Origin of the sequence: Niastella vici (genome assembly GCF_002077945.1) — a bacterium.
GTDB classification, from domain to species: domain Bacteria; phylum Bacteroidota; class Bacteroidia; order Chitinophagales; family Chitinophagaceae; genus Niastella; species Niastella vici.
In genome coordinates, this window is sequence record NZ_LVYD01000043.1 from 337,823 (window position 1) to 357,565 (window position 19,743).

Annotated in this window: 13 protein-coding genes; 8 read left to right on the forward strand and 5 right to left on the reverse strand. The window is 45.2% G+C overall.

What is annotated here, in order from left to right:
- The first annotated feature begins 15 nt into the window (after positions 1 to 15).
- From A3860_RS14120 to A3860_RS14150, 7 genes are all read left to right on the forward strand, one after another.
- Positions 16 to 2,244: a TonB-dependent receptor gene (locus A3860_RS14120; protein WP_081147346.1), complete on the forward strand. Its 2,229-nt coding sequence runs from the start codon at positions 16 to 18 to the stop codon at positions 2,242 to 2,244.
- A gap of 27 nt (positions 2,245 to 2,271) precedes the next feature.
- The gene (locus A3860_RS14125; RefSeq protein ID WP_143774092.1) at positions 2,272 to 2,832 is read left to right on the forward strand and encodes a hypothetical protein; all 561 of its coding nucleotides are present in this window, start codon (positions 2,272 to 2,274) and stop codon (positions 2,830 to 2,832) included.
- Between the two features lie 258 nt (positions 2,833 to 3,090).
- Complete coding sequence (locus A3860_RS14130) at positions 3,091 to 4,800, forward strand: hypothetical protein (RefSeq protein ID WP_216823437.1); 1,710 nt, start codon at positions 3,091 to 3,093, stop codon at positions 4,798 to 4,800.
- A 128-nt stretch (positions 4,801 to 4,928) separates the two neighbouring features.
- Positions 4,929 to 6,074 (forward strand): tetratricopeptide repeat protein, encoded by a 1,146-nt coding sequence (locus A3860_RS14135; protein WP_158085245.1) that lies wholly within the window; start codon positions 4,929 to 4,931, stop codon positions 6,072 to 6,074.
- 284 nt (positions 6,075 to 6,358) lie between these two features.
- Positions 6,359 to 7,699 carry a TolC family protein gene (locus A3860_RS14140; RefSeq protein WP_081147349.1) on the forward strand — a complete coding sequence of 447 codons (1,341 nt, stop codon included), beginning with the start codon at positions 6,359 to 6,361 and terminating at the stop codon, positions 7,697 to 7,699.
- Between the two features lie 17 nt (positions 7,700 to 7,716).
- Positions 7,717 to 8,856: an efflux RND transporter periplasmic adaptor subunit gene (locus A3860_RS14145; RefSeq protein ID WP_081147350.1), complete on the forward strand. Its 1,140-nt coding sequence runs from the start codon at positions 7,717 to 7,719 to the stop codon at positions 8,854 to 8,856.
- Positions 8,857 to 8,890: 34 nt separating this feature from the next.
- A complete protein-coding gene (locus A3860_RS14150; protein ID WP_081147351.1) occupies positions 8,891 to 12,055 on the forward strand; it encodes an efflux RND transporter permease subunit in 3,165 nt (1,054 codons plus the stop codon).
- On the opposite strand, the gene A3860_RS14155 is transcribed toward A3860_RS14150, so the two are convergent.
- The 4 genes from A3860_RS14155 to A3860_RS14170 form a co-directional block, all read right to left on the reverse strand.
- Positions 12,039 to 13,364: a hypothetical protein gene (locus A3860_RS14155; protein WP_081147352.1), complete on the reverse strand. Its 1,326-nt coding sequence runs from the start codon at positions 13,362 to 13,364 to the stop codon at positions 12,039 to 12,041. The genes A3860_RS14150 and A3860_RS14155 overlap by 17 nt on opposite strands.
- A 70-nt stretch (positions 13,365 to 13,434) precedes the next feature.
- On the reverse strand, positions 13,435 to 14,997 hold the full coding sequence (locus A3860_RS14160) for a sulfatase family protein (RefSeq protein WP_081147353.1): 1,563 nt from the start codon (positions 14,995 to 14,997) through the stop codon (positions 13,435 to 13,437).
- A gap of 54 nt (positions 14,998 to 15,051) precedes the next feature.
- Positions 15,052 to 15,780: a hypothetical protein gene (locus tag A3860_RS14165; protein ID WP_081147354.1), complete on the reverse strand. Its 729-nt coding sequence runs from the start codon at positions 15,778 to 15,780 to the stop codon at positions 15,052 to 15,054.
- Positions 15,781 to 15,839: 59 nt separating this feature from the next.
- Complete coding sequence (locus tag A3860_RS14170; RefSeq protein WP_245843543.1) at positions 15,840 to 16,814, reverse strand: YncE family protein; 975 nt, start codon at positions 16,812 to 16,814, stop codon at positions 15,840 to 15,842.
- A 638-nt stretch (positions 16,815 to 17,452) separates the two neighbouring features.
- Between A3860_RS14170 and A3860_RS14175 the strand changes: the two genes are divergently transcribed.
- A complete protein-coding gene (locus tag A3860_RS14175) occupies positions 17,453 to 18,853 on the forward strand; it encodes a T9SS type A sorting domain-containing protein (RefSeq protein ID WP_158085246.1) in 1,401 nt (466 codons plus the stop codon).
- A 250-nt stretch (positions 18,854 to 19,103) separates the two neighbouring features.
- Here the strand turns inward: A3860_RS14175 and A3860_RS42100 are convergent, their stop codons facing one another.
- Entirely contained in the window at positions 19,104 to 19,235 is a 132-nt protein-coding gene (locus tag A3860_RS42100) for a hypothetical protein (protein WP_262497302.1), read from the reverse strand.
- Positions 19,236 to 19,743 lie beyond the last annotated feature (508 nt).

Here is a 19,743-nt window from a genome sequence, read left to right on the forward strand (position 1 = left end):
TGCAAAACAAAAGTTATGGCAGCTTTAAAATACTACGCGCTTGTTGTTTGTATTGGCCTGGCGAATTATTGTTTGGCGCAGGCCACTATAAAAGGAATAGTAACAGATAACCGCAAACATCCCCTGGCCGATGCAAGTGTTTATGTTAAGGGGACGGCCAACGTCGCAACAACCGATTCGGCCGGACAATTTGTATTTACGGTGAAAGAGAAAGGCGTACAGCTAATTATTGCCTCTTATATAGGGTTTAAAGAAACAGAAAAACGAATTGACATCAACGACACCCTGGTAGAAATAAACTTTGTGTTGCAGCCCGAGGAAAGAGCGCTGGACCCTGTTGTTGTTTCGGCCGGAAGTTTTGAAGCCAGTGATAAAGCAAAAGGCGCTTCCTTAACACCCATGGATGCCATGACCGTTGCCGGCAATGGCGGCGATATTGCTAATTCATTGCGTTCTTTACCGGGCACACAACAAATTGGCGATAAAGAAGGCCTATTTGTGCGTGGCGGAACAAGCGAAGAAGCAAAACAATTTGTAGATGGTACGTTGCTGAAAAGCCCGAACTATGGCAGTGTTCCCGGTATTATGCAACCGGCCCGGCTGAATCCGTTTTTGTTCAAAGGTATTTTATTTAACACGGGTGGTTACTCCGCTTTATATGGCCAGGCCCTGAGCAGTGCGTTGATCCTTGAGACCATTGACCTGCCCGACAAATCTTCTGCAACACTGCACATTTTTCCTATGTCGGTTGGCGCAGGTTTTCAGGAACTGGGGCGGAATAAAAAAAGCAGTTATGGCATCAATGCCAATTACGGAAGCTATGCCCTGTACAATGAAGTGGTGAAGCAGCAACCTGATTTTTTTCATTCGCCTGAATACATAGAGACCGATGCCAACTTTCGCATTAAGACCAGCAAAACGGGCATACTGAAATTTTATACTAATTATGGTTATAACCGCACAGGCCTGCGCAATGCGAATGTAGACAGCAGCGATCTTTTATCGGCATTTGAAACCAGGGGGCGGAACCTGTATGCGAATCTTTCTTACCGGGAGTTATTATCAAACGGCTGGAAGATCGATGCCGGGCTTGCTTACAATTATAACAAACAGGATATAACCAATAAACTGGAAGACGGCGATCATCACCAGTTGTTCATTCCTGGTTTTCCCTACAGCAATCAGAATAACACACTCAGGACATTATCAAATTTTGCACAGGCAAGAATGGTGTTCACGAAAACGCTGCCGCATAACCAGGCTTTGCGTGTGGGCGCCGAACATTTTTACGGCAGGGATGAATATAGTTCCAATGATTCTTTAACAACGTTGAAGGATAATCTTACAGCAGTATTTGCGGAAACAGATGTGTACATAGCCAGCAATATTGCGGCGAAAATTGGCGTGCGGGCCGAAAATTCAGGGCTGTTGAATAAAATGAACTGGGCGCCGCGCATCAGCTTTGCCTACCGGTTTACTGATGGCGGACAGGTGAATGTTGCTTATGGCATTTTTTATCAAAAGCCGGAGTTGCCCTATCTCGTTCAAAACAGGACACTCACTTATGCCCAGGCCAGCCATTATATCATCAACTATCAGAAAAAAGCAAACAACCGCCTGTTGCGGGTGGAGGCTTACTACAAAAAATATAAAGACCTGGTAACCACCCAGCCGGTCACTGCAAATGATGGCAGCGGTTATGCAAAAGGTATTGAATTGTTTTTCCGGGATAAAAGAACGTTCAAAGATTTTGATTACTGGGTTACCTATACTTACCTCGATACAAAGCGGAAATTTCTCAATTATCCCTATGCCCTGCAACCCAATTTTGCCACGCCGCATACCGCCTCCCTTGCGGTAAAAAGATTTTTTCAGGACATAAATCTTAGCGCAAACCTTTCTTATACGCTGGCAACGGGCCGGCCTTACTACAATATCCAGAACGATGTGGCCGGCAAGCCGGTTGTGTTGAACGAAGGAACTACTAACCTGTACAACCAAATGAATTTGAGTTTCGCTTACCTGTTCAACCTGTTCAAAAAATGGAAGCATAAAGATTTTTCGGGTATTGGCTTTGGCATCAACAATGTGTTTGGTACAAAGCAGGTCTTTGGCTACAACTATAGTTACAGTGGGCTAAACAAAATGCCCATCACGCAACCGGCGCCCCGCAGTTATTACATCGGTTTGTTTATGTCGTTCGGAATCGACAGGCGCGATGATTTTATTAATGAAAAATTATGAGCTATTTATAAACCAAAATATATAAAAATGAAAAGGATACTTCTTTTGATCACAGTAACAATAATGACAGGTGCAACCGTTCATGCACAGGGCGATTATACACAGCAAATGCAGTCGACCCTTGCAAAATTGGATAATGCAAAAGCCGTTAAGGATTATCAGTTACTGGCAGATGATTTTTTGCGGATTGCCGGTGTACAAAAAAATGAATGGCTTCCTTACTACTACGCCGCTTTTTGTAATGCGAAGATCGGCTGGCTGAAGCAAAATGACGATCCTGATAATATAGAGCCGTTTGCCAACAAAGCAGCGGAGGAAATAAAAAGGGCAGTAGCGCTTATTGATACAGCCAGGCAAAAAAAGCAACTGGCTGAGATCTACTGCATCTATATGATGCAGAACCAGGCGCGGGTATTTATCAATCCACAAACCTATGGGCGCCAGTACGGGCCTGCGGCCTTTAATTATTTACAAATGGCCAAACAGGCAGATCCCAATAATCCGCGCGTGCTTTACCTGTTGGGCTGGCAAAAATTTGCCACACCAAAATGTGGGGTGGCGATAAAGCGCTGGCAAAACAGTTACTAACAGCTGCAAAACAAAAATTAGCAGGCGAACCAGTTGCCGGCATAGGGCCGCATTGGGGCAAAAAGGAAGTGGAGGAAATTCTTGCCCAGTTAAAATAAGTTTCAGAACCAATAAAAACACCCCGGCTGCAGTCGGGGTGTTTTTTATTATGAATACAACTTTTGGCGTCGTCGCTTTTGTTTCAAAAACTTTAGTAGCTTAACGAATGGAAGGGTGGGGTGCAGAGATGATTATCTTTTGGAATATAAAATTATTGCAATGAAGGATGAAATAAGCGGTAAAGTTCGAAGAAGTATTATTGGATGTTTTGTTTTTTTAGGTGTATTCAATTTTTCAGGGGCTGTATGGGCGCAGCCAGTTGCTTCGGGTGAGCCAACAGTTCCTAAAATTGTAAACATCGTGAATTTTATACGATTGCTGGAACCAAGAGATCCCGCCATTACAGAAGATGTGCTCTACCAAACGGTAGTGGAGCAGATAGCGATAATGAGAAAATATCACCTGGGCGGAACTTTTTTATTACAATACGATGCGCTCATCGATCCCCGGTACCAAACATTATTAAGATCACTTCCAGGAGACAGCTTTGAAATTGGCGCCTGGTGGGAACTTCCGCAACCGCTGATAGAAAAAGCAGGCATGCAGTGGCGGGGGCGATATCCCTGGGACTGGCATGCCAATGTTGGCTTTGTAACAGGTTATACACCCAGCGAACGCGAAAAGCTGATTGATGTATACATGCAGGATTTCAAAAAAATATTCGGGTATTATCCGAAGTCTGTCGGCTCATGGTTCATTGATGCACATAGTCTCAGCTATATGTATGAAAAATATCATATTGTGGCTTCCAGCAATTGTAAGGACCAATACGGCACCGATGGGTACACGTTATGGGGCGGTTATTGGAACCAGGCCTATTATCCAAGTAAAATTAACTCCTACATGCCGGCGCAAACTGCACAAAACCAGGTACCTGTTCCTGTATTCAGGATGTTGGGCAGCGACCCCATCAGGCAATACGACAACGGCCTGGGCCTTGCAAGGCAGGGGGTTATTACAATTGAACCTGTCTATAAATTCGGTGGCGGCGATTCAACATGGGTAAAATGGTTTTTGACTGCTTTCACCAACGGCCCCGAATTGGGTTTTAATTATACGCAGGTGGGGCAGGAGAACTCCTTTACCTGGAAAAACATGGCGAAGGGGTTCGAAATACAAATGCCGATGATTGCCCGTTTACGCGATGAACATAAATTAACGGTGGAAACGATGGCTGCATCAGGCAACTGGTTCAAAAAACAATTTAAAGTAACGCCCACTACCACTTTTACCGTTACCAGGGATCTTGATAGCAGCGATTGTAAAACAATATGGTTCAACAGCCGGTTTTACAGAACAAATATTATCTGGGAAAAAGGCACATTAAGAATACGGGATATTCATTTGTTCAATGAACACTTCCCCTCACGCTATGAAACCTCCATAGCAACTTCAAATGAATGTTCATTCTTTACATTACCCTTCGTGGATGGATACTTGTGGAGCAAACCCGGGCAGCTTGCCGGCCTGCGGTTGAAAGCGCTTATAAACGGTGAGGCAATACAGTTAGAAGGGGGCGATCCGGAATTTGTACCGGTTGCACGCGGTAAGGAAATTTCACGCATGCATATCAGCTGGCCCATGAAAACGGTGAAGGGCAAATTTGAGATTGATTTAAATGAACAACAATTAGTGGTAAAATGGCAGGGTGAACCCGGTATTGACTGGTATCTGGAACTGAATACTGCAAAGGATGTTCCCTTACCCTTCAAAAAAGTTGACGCCGGTGCTATTAACTGCCAGTTTGAAAATATGAATTACCGCATCCGGGCCGAAAAAGGAACATGCTCACAACCAGGTAATGGAGCAGTGCTGCATATCAGTCAGCAGGGAGGTAGTATTGTGTTGAATTTTTCCTCACAAGAATAAAAGCGGGGGCTTTTTGGGCCGGCCAATGGGGTGCCGGGGCAATTTTTTTATTTGTTTATGGAAACTTAGAACGGATGCATCTTTTTAGATTGCCTGTTAATACCATAACCAACCAAAGCCTCCTTTATATGAAAAAATGCTTATTTCTTTTTATTGTTCTTTTATTCCAGCTACATAAGATAAGCGCCCAGCCGCCACGTGTTGATAAAAATATAGTGATGGACCTGTTTCAAAATATGCAGTATGAAGAGGCCATCAGCTATTTACTCGCTGCTGAAAGAACCGATAGTTTAAACCTGCAAACATTGGGGTATTTAGGCTATGCCTATCAAATGAATGATGATGATAACAATGCCGGCAGGTATTATCAAAAAATGCTCGATATCGATTCCAATAATAGCCCGGCGAATCAATATTTTTCCAGCTTCTATAGCAATTCCGACCCGCAAATTGCCCGCGTACATGTGTCCCGGCTGATCAGTGGCAGCCCCAATAAAGCAGTTTATTACAGAAAGATGGGTGAGTTGTTCCGGCGAATGAACCAGAAAGATTCTGCCTTTATTTATTATGCGCATGCGTTTGGGTTATCGCCTAACGATAGTAGAAATGGCGCAGGACTGGCAGAATTGTTAATTGACCAGAAAAATTATGTACGGGCAGATAGTATAATCGATGAAGGCCTGGTGAAGGATTCTTTAAATGTGCTTTATTTAAAATTGCGGATAAGATCATTTTACGAAGTTGGGGCATTTCAACAGGTTGTTATACCAGGTGAAAGATTAATACGCCTGGGCGAAGGATCGTTAACCGCGCTTACGCAGGTGGTTTTGTCCTATTACAATCTCAAACTTTACAATGAGTGCATCAGGGTTTGTGATTTCCTGATCGACAAGGGGATGGCAGGCGAGAACATCTTCTATTATGCTGCAAAATCACATGCCAAATTACGGGAATTTGATAAAAGCAATGAGCTGCTTAAAACCTGTCTGGCACTGGCCATTTCAAATACGGCTGAATATTATTTTAATGCATTGGGCGATAACTATGAAGAGATGAAACAATTTAAAAAGGCAATTGCCCAATATGATACCGCCTACTATTTGTTCAAAGACCCTTTGATGCTGTATAACTGTGGGCGTGTGCTGGATGGCAGTTTGAAAAACTACAGCGCTGCCAAAAAATATTATAGAAAATACCTGCAGTTGGCAAAACTGCAATCAATTAATGAGCGAAAGGCTTACGAGTATATTAAGAAGAAGTATTATGCTAAATGACAAAAGCACTGGTAGGGTGTAAAAGAGGGAGCGGTTCCCAATGCTAAAGACAGGCAAAGCGGCTGGCAACATGTTGGGCTGATATCCAATGCGTTGCCGGCTTTTTTATTGGTAGTGAACAGATATTAATTTAAATTCGTTATTAATGACCATTTAACAACTTTTGGCCAACCGGGTTGTTAATAACCCATAATTTTAACCGGCTTTTATTCCTGCCCTGCCTTCCTGCCCTAATACTGCCCTGACTTTTAGCCGTTATTTAATCACCTGTTATTACATGTTCTATGAAAGGTGTATCTATTATACTACTGTTCTTGATACTGTACCCTTCATTGATGTACGCTCAGGCAATAACTGATACTACGCTTGCAGAAGCGACCCTGCCAAATTGTATCCGGTATGGGTTGGAACATCAGCCCGCCATCAGGGCTTCGATGGTTGATGAAGAAATAACCGAAACAACTATCAGGAACAAACTGGCCGACTGGTACCCACAACTAAACCTCACGGCCAATTATCAGTATTACCTCAAGATGCCTGTGTCTATTTTTCCAGACTTCACCAACCCCACCGGCCCCAAACGGGAAATTCAAACCGGGGTACGTAATTATTCAACGCCCCAGTTGGCATTAACACAAACTATTTTTAACCGGGATGTATTGCTGGCAAGCCGTACAGCCCGCGACGTTCGCCTGCAGGCCCGCCAAACTACAACGGCCGGTAAGATTGATGTAACTGCCGCCATTTCAAAAGCATTTTATGATGTGCTGCTAACCCGGCAGCAAATACAGGTGTTGGAGGAAACCATTACCCGGCTCGACAGAAGTTTGAAAGATGCCTTTTACCAATACCAGAGCGGCGTGGCCGATAAAACCGATTATAAAAGAGCGACCATCTCCCTCAACAATGCCAAAGCCGGGCGCAAAGCGGCGCAGGAGCAACTGGCTGCCCGGTATGCGTACCTGAAGCAGCAAATGGGGTACCCTGCCGAACAACCGTTGCAGTTATCTTTCGATACCGCTCATATGGAAGGGGCAATCGCATTCGACACTTTACAAAAGGTGCGGTATGAAAGCCGCATTGAATATCAGCAAATGCAAACCCGGCAACAGTTGTTACAGGCCAATGTAAAATACAATCAATGGAGTTATATTCCCACGTTATCTGCTTTCGGTTATTATAACCTTGTTTATCAGAATGATGAATTTTCAAAGTTGTATAGTCATTCGTTTCCCAATTCATACATCGGTTTACAACTGGCATGGCCGCTTTTTCAGGGCAGCAAACGCCTGTGGAACATCAGGCAGGCGAACCTGCAGTTAAAGCGCAATGAGTATGAAATAACCGATCTTAAAAATACGATCAACACCCAATACAGCCAGGCAATGGCAACCTATAAAAGCAACCTCAGCGATTTTTATACGCAGAAGGAAAACCTTGAGCTGGCCAGTGATGTTTACAACACGCTGCAATTACAATATAAGGCAGGTGTTAAAACCTACCTGGAAGTTATTATTGCCGAAACCGACCTGCACACCACGCAACTGAACTATTATAATTCATTATACCAGTTATTATCAAGTAAAATAGATGTTGAAAAAGCGCTCGGTACTCTGTCGTACTGAGATAAAAGCGAATGCATATGAACAAGCAGCTTTCATGGGCAATTATTATAACCGGCGCCGGTTGGCTTTTTACATCGTGTAAAGACGATAAAGCCAATGCACAACCGGCCCCTCCCCCCGTTCCGGTAAATGTATATACGGTAACCAAAGGCAGGGCTTCTTATTACGATCAATATCCGGCTACGGTAACCCCGCTGAACCAGGTTGAACTGCGGCCACAGGTAAACGGTTATTTGACCGGTATCTTTTTTAAAGAGGGCGGCCGGGTTAAAAAGGGACAGAAACTCTATGAAATAGACCGGCAGCAATACATGGCGAATTACCAGCAGGCGCAGGCCGGTTTGCAGGTTCAGGAATCCAATTTGATGAAAGCGCAAAAGGATGCCGACCGCTACCATGAGCTGGAAAAACACGATGCTATTGCTAAGCAACAGGTTGATTATGCCGAAGCTGCCCTGGAAGCTGCTAAAAAACAGGTAGCCGCTGCCAAAGCCAATGTAGAAAGTGTTCAAACCGGTTTACGATATACTACTATCTATGCACCCTTCGATGGCACTATTGGTATTTCACTGGCCAAACTGGGAGCAGCTGTTTCGGCGGGTCAAACCCTGTTGAATACCATTTCTTCCGATGATCCCATGGCGGTTGACCTGGCTATTGATCAAAAAGACCTCTACCGCTTTGGGCAACTGCAAAAGAAAAATGCCAATGCGGGTGATTCTACTTTCAAACTGATACTGCCCGGACAGGAAACATACCCGCATCCCGGCCATATTTATTTCATTGACCGGGCGGTTGATCCGCAAACAGGCACTATTAAAGCCCGGCTGGTTTTTCCTAATAAACAAAGCGACCTCAAAGCCGGTATGACGGCCAATGTGCAGATCCTGAACAATGCCAATACCGAAAAATTACTGATACCCCAAAAGGCTGTTGTGGAGCAAATGGGCGAATACTTTGTATATACGACCGATGGCAAATTGGCCCATCAAAAAAAGGTGAGCCTCGGTGCCAAAATTGGCGACCGCGTGGTTGTTAACGATGGATTGAACGAAGGCGAACAGGTGATCACTGATGGCCTGCAAAAATTAAAAGAAGGGGCGCCAGTACAGTTAGGGCAACCAAAACCGGCAGGAGCGCCCACCGCCGCAAAGTGATATTGACTATTGAACACTTTCAAGCAGCTACAATATGATCGCTAACACATTTATAAAACGACCGGTAACCGCTATAGTGATTTCTATTGTGATTGTAATGACAGGCTTACTGGCAATGACCGGTTTGCCCGTAGCGCAATATCCCAATATCACGCCGCCTGTTGTGCAGGTAACCGGCGCATTCACCGGTGCCGATGCCCAAACGGTTGAACAAACAACCACCACTGCCGTTGAAACGCAAATAAATGGTACGCCCGGCATGGCTTTTTTGCAAAGCAACAGCACCAGCGATGGCCGTACCACCATGAACGTGACTTTTGAAGTAGGTACTAACGTTGATATTGCTGCGCTGGATGTTCAAAACAGGGTAAGCGTGGCTACGCCTGCCCTGCCCGATGATGTTAAACGGCTGGGACTTACCGTTCGTAAACGTAACCCCAGTATTTTAATGCTGGTGGCCATCTTTTCACCCAAAGGAACACACGCGGTCCCCTTCCTCGATAATTTTACCAATATTTATGTTAAAGACGCCCTGTTGCGCGTGAAGGGTGTTGGTGACGTATTTTCCCGTGCCGATGATTTCAGTATGCGCGTTTGGCTGCAGACTGATAAGCTGGCGCAATTAGGCATTACTGCCAGTGAAGTGGTGGCCGCCCTGCAGGAGCAGAACCTGCAAATTGCTGCCGGTTCGGTAGGCGCTCCGCCGCAACGCTCGGTGCAGGCTTTTGAATACACCGTGTTCACCAACAGCCGGCTCACTTCGGCCGAGCAGTTTAAGAGTATTGTTGTACGCAGTAACCCACAGAACGGTTCTATTGTTTACCTGAGAGATGTTGCCCGCGTAGAACTGGGCAAATTCAATTATTCAAATAATTCGTATGTAGATGGCAGAAGGGCCTCATACCTGCTTATTTACCAGGCGCCCGGCAGTAATGCACTGGCAACTGCGCAGGGCGTATATGATGTAATGAGCCGTTTAAAAGGATCTTTTCCCAACGATGTTGAATATGTAATTCCTTTTGAAGCCGTATCTGTTGTAAAGGTCTCTATTCATGAAGTGGTGAACACCCTGCTGGAGGCATTGGGGCTGGTTGTGCTGGTGGTATTCCTGTTTTTACAGAACTGGCGGGCTACGTTGATCCCGGTACTTGCCATTCCGGTCAGTATCATTGGCACTTTTGTTTTTTTTATACCACTTGGATTTACCATTAATACGCTTACCCTGTTTGGTTTTGTGTTGGCGATAGGTATTGTTGTTGATGATGCCATAGTGGTGGTGGAAGCGGTAGAGCATTATATGAACGATCAAAAAATGTCGGCCAAAGAAGCTACCAAGCATGCCATGGAAGATATCTCGGGGCCCGTGGTGGCCATTGCCCTCATTTTGGCTTCGGTGTTTATACCGGTTGGCTTTATACCCGGCATTGTGGGCAGGCTGTATCAGCAATTTGCCATTACCATTGCCATTTCGGTATTGATCTCGGCTTTTGTAGCGCTTTCGCTTACGCCGGCTTTATGTACCCTGCTCCTGAAGCCCAGCCATATCAATAGAGAGGCCAGGGGGCTTAACCGGTTCTTCTTTGTATTTAATGAATGGTTTGCCCGAACAACGGCTTCCTATGGCCGGGGCGTAAAAAGATTTATCGGCGGTGCGCGTTATGTGGTCATATTCCTTCTGTTAATTTTGCTGGGCACCTTTTTGTTGTTTAAAAATAAACCTACCGGTTTTATTCCAACAGAAGATGAAGGCCGCGTATATATCACCTATGAACTGCCCGAAGCATCATCAACCAGCCGCAGCATTGAAGTATTGAACACCATTCAAAGTACATTGAAAAGCATGCCCGCCGTGGCGCACTACGCTGCATTGGGCGGGTTAAACGTGGTAACCTTCTCCACCAAATCGAATGCCGGCACCGTATTTACGCAATTAAAGCCCTGGGATGAAAGAACAGACAAACAACTGCAGATAAACGGCGTAATTGCTGAAGTGCAAAAAAGATTATCAGCGATCAAAGACGCCAATATTGTAGTCATTTCGCCGCCGCCCATACCCGGGTTAGGACAAACCGCAGGTTTTACCTTTGAATTACAGCAACGCGAAAGCACCGATGATCTCAAAACCTTTGAAAAGGTAGTGCAGAATTTTGTAATGGAAGCCAATAAGCGGCCCGAGATCAACCGGGCATTTTCATTTTTCACTGCCCGTACGCCGGGGTATAAGGTAGATGTGGATAGAGAGCAATGCAAAAAGCTCGGGGTCTCTATTGCGGATGTGTTCAACACCCTGCAAACCTACCTGGGTAGCCGCTATGTAAATGATTTTAATATTTATGGAAGGAATTTCAGGGTAGTGGCCCAGGCCGACACCACATTCCGGGGCGATATAAGTGAGCTGCAAAGATATTATGTGCGTAACACGGCCGGGAATATGATACCGCTAAGTGCGGTTACCACCTACACTACTACCGAAAGCGCACCGCTTATTCAACACTATAACCTGTTCAGGTCTGCAGAAGTGAACGGCGGATCAAAAGAAGGCTATAGCAGCGGGGAAGCCCTTACCGCATTACGGCAGGTGGCCGATAAAGTGTTGCCTACAGGGTATGGGTACGAATTTTCAGGGTTAAGCCGGGAAGAAGTTAATGCCGGTTCAACAACTATATACATTTTTGCCTTGTCAGTGGCATTTGTATTTCTGTTCCTGGCGGCGTTGTACGAAAGCTGGTCGGTGCCTTTTTCGGTATTGCTGGCGGTGCCTATTGGCGCCTTCGGGGCTATTCTTACCCTCACCTTCATAAAAACACTTTCCAATAACGTATATGCCCAGGTAGGATTAATTACCCTGATAGGGCTGGCAGCCAAGAATGCTATTTTGATTGTTGAGTTTGCCAAAGAGCGTGTTGATAGGGGGCAGGAGCTTATTGCCTCAACGCTGGAGGCGGTAAAGCTGCGGTTGCGGCCCATTCTTATGACCTCTATGGCATTTATACTGGGTGTTCTGCCACTGGCCTTTGCCAGCGGTGCGGGCGCCAATGCGCGTAAAACCATCGGGTGGACGGTTTTTGGCGGCATGCTATCGGCCACTATGTTATCGATCTTTATTGTGCCGGTGTTGTTTGTGATCATTACCCGTTTTTCATATGGCAGGCAAAAGCTGGAAGCCTTGCGAAAGCATGAAGCTAAATTGTCGGAGTAGGAATATACACCCGCATATAATACACTTCATTCTTTACCCCGTTATATTCAGGCTTTGTGCCTATGATATAGAAATTGTTTTCGTCGATGGAGGTGTTCGTCCAGCCATTGGCGTTTAGAAAAACAGGATAATTGAACTGGCTGAGTTTATAGCTTGGCGCGGTATAAATTTGCTTATCGCCAAACCAGTGCACCAGGTCATAAGAATATTTCAAAGTCGTGATCTGGGGACTATACCAGGTTCCGTCGGCATCCTGCCATTTTTTATTGGGGTCCGGATCGGGGTAATTGCCTAACCCCATGTAGTAGTTGGTGCCGTTGACTTTGGCCACTGCAAACCGCGTATAATCACGGTCGGTTTCAAGAAGCAGGGAACCCTGCGGGCCCGGGGTTGCATAATAACGCTGAATATTGCTCTTGTTAAAGCCGGCCGGCAGTGAGGGGTTCCAATGAATACCACTGGCATCTTCATAAAAGGTTTGATAGGCGAGGGGGTCAAGGGCATCGTTGATGGGCGCCCTGGCCACTTTAATGCCCGGCAGCCGCCCTGCACCCATGGCCACACCGGTAGGGTAGTAACTCTGGTCTTTATAGAATACATACAGGTATCCGTCATCGGCCTGTATGGTGGTATTGTTTGCACAACCAACACTTGCTTTTTGACCATTGGGGAGGAAATAGCCCGTAGCCGGCCAAATGATGGGCCCCATATCGGTAAAATACTGATGGCCCCAATTAGTAGCCTGGGTATTGGGTGTATAGGCGATGCAGAGAAAGGTGGTGTTGATATCGCCATTTTGGTATTTGCAACCGGAAACCGGGTCGCCAACGCCGGGCAATTCATAGTTTTCCCCTTCCACAAAAGCTACCGACACCGTACCGGCTGCCGAATGATCAAGATACTGCGCCGAATAGGCGCTGTAATACTCCAGTCGCCAGGGCTCGCCGTTTGGACACTTAGAAGGGGTGCAGATGAGGGTGGGGGCGCTGCCCTTGTCCCTGAAATTGAGCTCGCCACCCTGCAACATACTATTGGGATGTGATGCTATGGACGATTCGCCACCATTGGTGAAAAAATAGGTGCGCCAGCCGCCGCCAATGATATAGGGCGGATACTCCGTTTTCAATTGTTTTTCCCTCACCTGGCAACCGGAGCGTGGAAGCCAGCCTGGCGGGTCGTTTACGCCGGCGCAGGGCCAGGAGAACCGGGTTAATTTGATAGAATCAGTATAATAGGCATTTAATTGCTGGGCGGGCAGGAAATGCCTGTAAAGAAGCAGGGCTATTATTAAGGTGAGGTGTTTTTTCATAAAGGTGTTGGCAAATTACTGTCTTTTTAGTTTTCACCTTTGATGAAATTCGGGCAACTTTTTGGCCGCGCTAAGGAGTTTTATTTTTAATAGTTTCCAGCAACGCCGAAAGTTCTTTTACCTTATCAGGATATTTTTGGGCAAGGTTATTCTTCTCGCCAATGTCTTCTTTTAAATTATATAATTGCGGCGTGGGTAAGTTACCTGTTTCAATATTGGTTAGTTTGGGACCGGTGTTGGCGGGCCCATCGTTTGGCGTGATATATTTCCAGTCACCTTTTACAATCGATAAAGCGCCACCCTGCTGTACCAATGTAGTTCGGCCTGTATTGGTTTTACCCAGCAGGGCATCCAGCATATTTTCACTGTCGTACGCTTCGCCTGCTGGAATGTTTTGCCCCAGCATTTTTGCAAATGATGCTATGAAATCAATTTGACAAATTAACGCCCCTGATGTATGGGGTTGCACTTTGCCCGGCCAGCTAACTATGAAAGGCACCCTGGTGCCTGCTTCAAAAGCGCTGTATTTGCCACCACGTAGCGGTCCCCAGGGCGTATGGCCATTTAGTTGGGTAACAGCCCCATCGAGGTAACCATCATCGAGCACCGGGCCATTGTCGCTGCTGAAAATAATGAGGGTGTTTTTCTCGATACCTGCTATTTTCACCTGCTTCATAATTTCGCCAACTGCCCAGTCGAGTTGCAGTATGGCATCCCCTCTTAAACCGAGGCCGCTTTTACCTTTGAAAATAGTGGAAGGCATGCGGGGTACATGAGGTTCGGTAAGTGCATAATACAAAAAGAAGGAGTTGCGTTTGTTTTCCTCAATGAAGTTCTTTGCTTTTTGCAGAAAGGTGAGCGGCATTTCTTCATCGGTCCATCTTGCTATTTTGCCACCGGTCATAAAGCCAATACGACCGATGCCGTTAACAATGGTATTGTTGTGTCCGTGGTTGGGGGTGCTCTGCAATTTTAATAACTCAGGGTTCTCTTTGCCGGTAGGTTCATTCCCTATCTTCGTTTTATAATCAACTGCAATAGGATCTGCAGGGTCCAGGGCGGTAATGGTATGATTTTCTATGAACACCGTGGGCACCCGGTCGGCAGTAGCAGGGAAAATAAATGAATAATCGAACCCGGTTTCATTGGGCCCTGGTTTTATTTCGCCATTCCAATCTTTGGCTACTTCATTGCCCAAACCCAAATACCACTTACCAACAATGCCTGTTTTATAGCCTGCTTTTTGAAAAATTTTTGGCAGGGTAGTTCCGGTGACAGGTATTATCAAAGCTGCATCGCCTGGTAAAATAGCAGTACCCGCTTTACGCCACGGATATTGCCCCGTCATAAATGCATAGCGCGATGGCGTGCAGGTGGCAGAGGTGCAGTGCCCGTTAGTAAAACGAATGCCTTGTGCAGCCAGTTTATCTAGGTTGGGCGTTTTGATCTTTGTGGCGCCATAACAACTCAGATCGCCATAGCCCAGGTCATCGGCACAAATGAAGATAACATTGGGTTTGTTTATTGGTGCTGGTGCCTGCTGAGCTGATGCAGATTGACCGCTGCCGGTTAAAGCAATTAGCAGGCCCGTTATTATATGAATACAGAGGCAGGCTATTTTCTTTCTGATCATAGTGGCAAGCTTTACAGGAAAGAAAATAAAAAAAATCCATTCAACGCTTTTTATTTATGCAATCGGATGCGCGCGCCGGAACATCCCATACAACATAAAGCAAATTCCCGCCACTGCCAGTGACTCGCCTACGCCTATCCATTCATCACCGCCCATAGTAAACGCCCTGGGCAAATGCAATAATAAAAACCAGCCTGTGATTTGAATACCCGAAAGTAAGGCCGCCGGCTGTTGAAATTTTGACGTCAACAATCCAATTCCGGCGAATAAAAGGCATATGCCGGCAAGCCAGGTAAAGAACAGCCTGAAAGGAATGTAAGATGGAATTAAATACTGGATCGATGCGGCATATTGAAAATGGGCCACCGCACAATGATAAAAGAACATAAACAGCACGATCACATTGGCAAAGAGAATGTGCCGTTGATATTTCCGGTAATATTCCACTTCCGACAATATCAACAGGGCTGCGCCTATAAGCCACAATGTTTTAAAGCCATTGATCGGATCTTTCCACACAGCGAATACATGCCGGGTTGTGGCACATAAAAAAATAATTGCGGCTATGGTAATAAGTGCCTGGCTTGTGTATTTATTCCAGATAACGAGTGCAATGCAAAGCAACAGCAAAATGCCGGCAACATATGCCATCACAGGATTGATCCCTTTCAGCCACTCAGGTAAGGCAGGTGGCCTGGTCATGGCAAAATCTCCTTTGAAAAAATTATAGATCGCCAGTTCGGTGAGGCCGGCCAGGTACATATATTTTCCTGCAGTAACCATAAAGAAAAGGTTTATACAGGTAAATTACTGATTTATAACTTGCGGTTAACCGATACCGCTTATTTTTTTGTAAAAGAAAAAATATTGATCGTTCCATTATTATAACTGCAAACCCAGGCCTCCAGTTTATTATCATCTTCAAAAAGATCAACCCCTACCGGGTGGCCTGCGCAGGTAAAGCAAGCTATGCGGGTAAAGCTGTTATTGTTGATCCTGAATACTTCCACTTTGTCGCTGCTATAGCAGGTTACAAATAAGAATTTATTATTTTTTGAGAGCGAAATAGTACGCGGTTGTGCATGGGTGGCGGCCGAAAATAATGTTTTGCGGGTTATGGGATCAATACAGGCGATGCGGGCCAGCTTGTTATAAGATACCAGTAAGCGGCCACTGTCGGTTAAAACGATATGCCGTGGGTTCGATGCAACGGGTATATCCGCTTCCTTTGTCCAGGTATCGTTGTTGATGACAGTAATGGTTTTACCACCCATTATGGCTACATACGATTTTCCCCGCAGGTCATCAACCACTATACCTCTTGGAATGGCCGAAACCGGAACGGTGCTCACTGTTTTCGCATAAGGAAAAGCTGCAGTATCTGTAGCCAGCACGCTCACCGTTTGAGAATGCCAGTTGCTTACCAGTAAATGTTTGCTGTCTGCAGTACGGGCAATTATTTTTGGGGTAAGCCCTGTTGCAATAACCGGCACCTGTATGGTGTCTTTTTTAGCAGAGCCCGTATATTCTATATAGATCTTTTTTTGTTTTACCCTGATCTTTGAAGTGTCTTCTTTGTAACCAGTGCCTGGTTCTGTGGGAATTGGTACAATGCTGGCGGCATTGTGCAGGGAAACCCATAACACCTTGTCGTCATGACTGAGGCAGGCTTCCACCGGCTTTTCTTCAAAGCTGGGCATGGGTTTGTTGGTTTCATAATCCCACCCGGTACCTTCCGTTGGTTTAAATTTAAATTCCCGCTGTATTTGTCTGCTGGCCTGCTCAAATTCATAGATGCTCATGCCTTCGAGGTTCATGGCATATAGTTTTTGACCAGTTTTATTAAACAAGACCGATTTTGTGCCGGGGGCGGCTTTTATGTGTTCGGTTTTTTGGAAAATTAGCCTTGTATAGGGTTTTAAAGATGGCTGCGTTGAAGTGGTATCACCAATTGCTCGCTGGCCCGTACTGGTTTTATTTAAAATATGGCTGCTGTCGCTAAACAGGCGACTGGTCAGGAGTATTTCAGGAGCCTCTTGGAATGCAGTACAGCATGCCCCAATACACAGGCATACGATAAGCGAATTCGCTTTCATTGATCGGTTTTTTCACCCAGGCTACATGCGGCGATATAGGCTGGATGGAGTTTAGGGGTATAAAAAAAGGACAAAGCGAAAAATAATTCTACTTTGTCCCCTCTGGTTGTGTCAAAGATACGACAAACTTCGAATTTTTCTTAATGGATTTAAGGCGGCTGGCAAAAATTGTAGTTTGATAGCCAGTGAGTTGTTGGTCTTTCATGCACAGAACGTCAGCCACCAAACCTGTTCCTCCCGCGGTAGTATGCTCGCAAAAGCGCCGGTACCTCTTTTGTACTAACAGAGATTATTTTTCGTTATATGTTTAATTTTTGGAAATGTGACAATAGTTCATGGGTGAAGAATACACTATGCTTTTGAGGCCACTATATACACTTGCTTTTTTACTGGTTTTATTACCACCACTCACCAATGCACAAAATATAAGCACCATTGCAGGAACGGGCACAGCAGGGTATAATGGGGATGGAATACCGGCTACGGCTGCCCAGTTTAATGGCGTTCAGGGATTGGCATTTGATGGTACAGGTAATTTATTTGCAGCTGATATTTCCAATAATCGCATTCGAAAGATAACCATGAGCACTGGCCTTATAAGCACCATTGCAGGAACGGGCACCGGGGGGTATAATGGAGATGGAATACTGGCTACAGCTGCACAAATAAATATTCCATCGGCTTTGGCTTTTGACAGTAACGGTGATCTGTATTTTACTGACCGCAGCAACCATCGCATAAGAAAGATAACAACTTCCACAGGTATTATTAGTACGGTAGCAGGAACGGGAACTGCCGGTTATAATGGAGACGGGATCCTGGCTACAGCCGCGCAATTAAATAACCCCAATGAGGTATCTTTTGATGCCGCCGGTAATTTATATATTGCCGATTGGCTCAATAACCGCGTACGTAAAGTAGATAAGAGTACAGGTGTTATTAGTACGGTAGCAGGAACAGGCACTGCTGGTTACAATGGGGATGGCATTGCTGCCTCGGCGGCACAAATAAATGGTCCCTGCGGAATTATATTCGACAATGCAGGAAATACATACATAGCAGAATATGGCGGCGCACGGGTTCGCAGGATCGACATCGGCACCGGCAAAATAAGCACCATCGCGGGCACAGGAAGCTTTGGTTATAATGGTGACGGAATTCCTGCAACAACTGCACAGTTAGCCGGCTGTGCGTACATAAAGTTTGATGCGGCCGAAAATATGTTCATTGGTGAGGGTAGCAACCAGCGTGTGCGGGAAATAATCAAAAGTACCGGTAATATCACCACCATTGCAGGCACAGGTACCGCCGGGTATAATGGTGATGGCATTGCGGCTACCACAGCTCAATTAAATTTTCCCTTTTATATACTTTTTGACGTGGCGAAGTGCAATATGTACGTTGCCGATTACTATAATAACCGTATCCGGTTAATTACAGGAGGATTCATTGGTTGTGTACCATTGGCTTTGAACAACGGCAATTCGTTAACACCTTCAGTAGCCAGCTCCCGCTCAGGCAGGTCCACTCCCAATGTATTGGTCAATATATCTCCCAATCCGGGCAATGGATCGGTTCGGCTTACCAGTTCAACAATGATCAGTGAATTGAGAATTTCAAACCTGGCAGGGCAAATTATTTATACAATTAAACCGGCCAAAAAAGAATTACTCCTTCACCTTGACGAAGCCGGGATCTATTTCATAGAAATTTTTACCGCCAGCCAGCGCGTAACCAAAAAATTAATTGTTTACAGGTAATTTTTGTTACCAGTGTATGAAGTTCAGGATTAATATAATTACCTACTATCGGGCATTCGATAATTGCAAAGGCTTAATTATTTTAACCGAAAAATATTATCTTTTTCCTGCTCAGTATCATCGACTCCATACAGCGTTTCTTTCCCGGTCAGCTATACTACCCCGAACGTGGCTGTTGTTATGAGGACCTGGCATATTGTTCGGCTGCTTATGAAGATAAGCTTCATTACATACAGGAAGCCATTCATATTTACAACGCCGCGCCGCAAACCACCGGCATACAGCTATCAATGGTAAGGGCGCTGATCGATAAAATGGAGATCACCAGGTTTGGGACCAATTGCGATGATCGGTTAACCAGTCGTTTGATTGGCTTTTGCATATCATCAGTTGGTTTTTATTGATCCTCGGTCCGTATGTATACATTTACCTTTGCTTCTTATGCATTATTGCTCGCTTTTTATAATAGATCCTTTGCCTGTTATATCTTCCGGGCCAGTTAAGCTGCCCTATTTTACCTGAATACACCGGCCGTGTATTTCCCTAATGGCCAGGCCAATCAAACAATATCCGCATGGGCGTTGCTTAATTGGCGTTCCTGTTCTACTTCCATTAGGTTGTGGTTTGGTTGTGGTCGTATTGTGGTAATGTTAGGTTAACCTTTTGTTTACCCCTTAGGTAATAAAAAGGAAATAAAAAGGTGAAGGCAATATTACCCAAACCAAAAGGCAACTAAAAGAAAAGGTAAAGACATGGTAGCCAGCAGTAATAAAAAAGAGAAGCGGAGGTAAAGAAAACCTAAAGAATACCTGAAGCAGGGGTAAACAGGAGGTAACCAGGGGTTAAGAAATAATATTTCGCTTATTGCCTATCAGCAGATTATAACACAT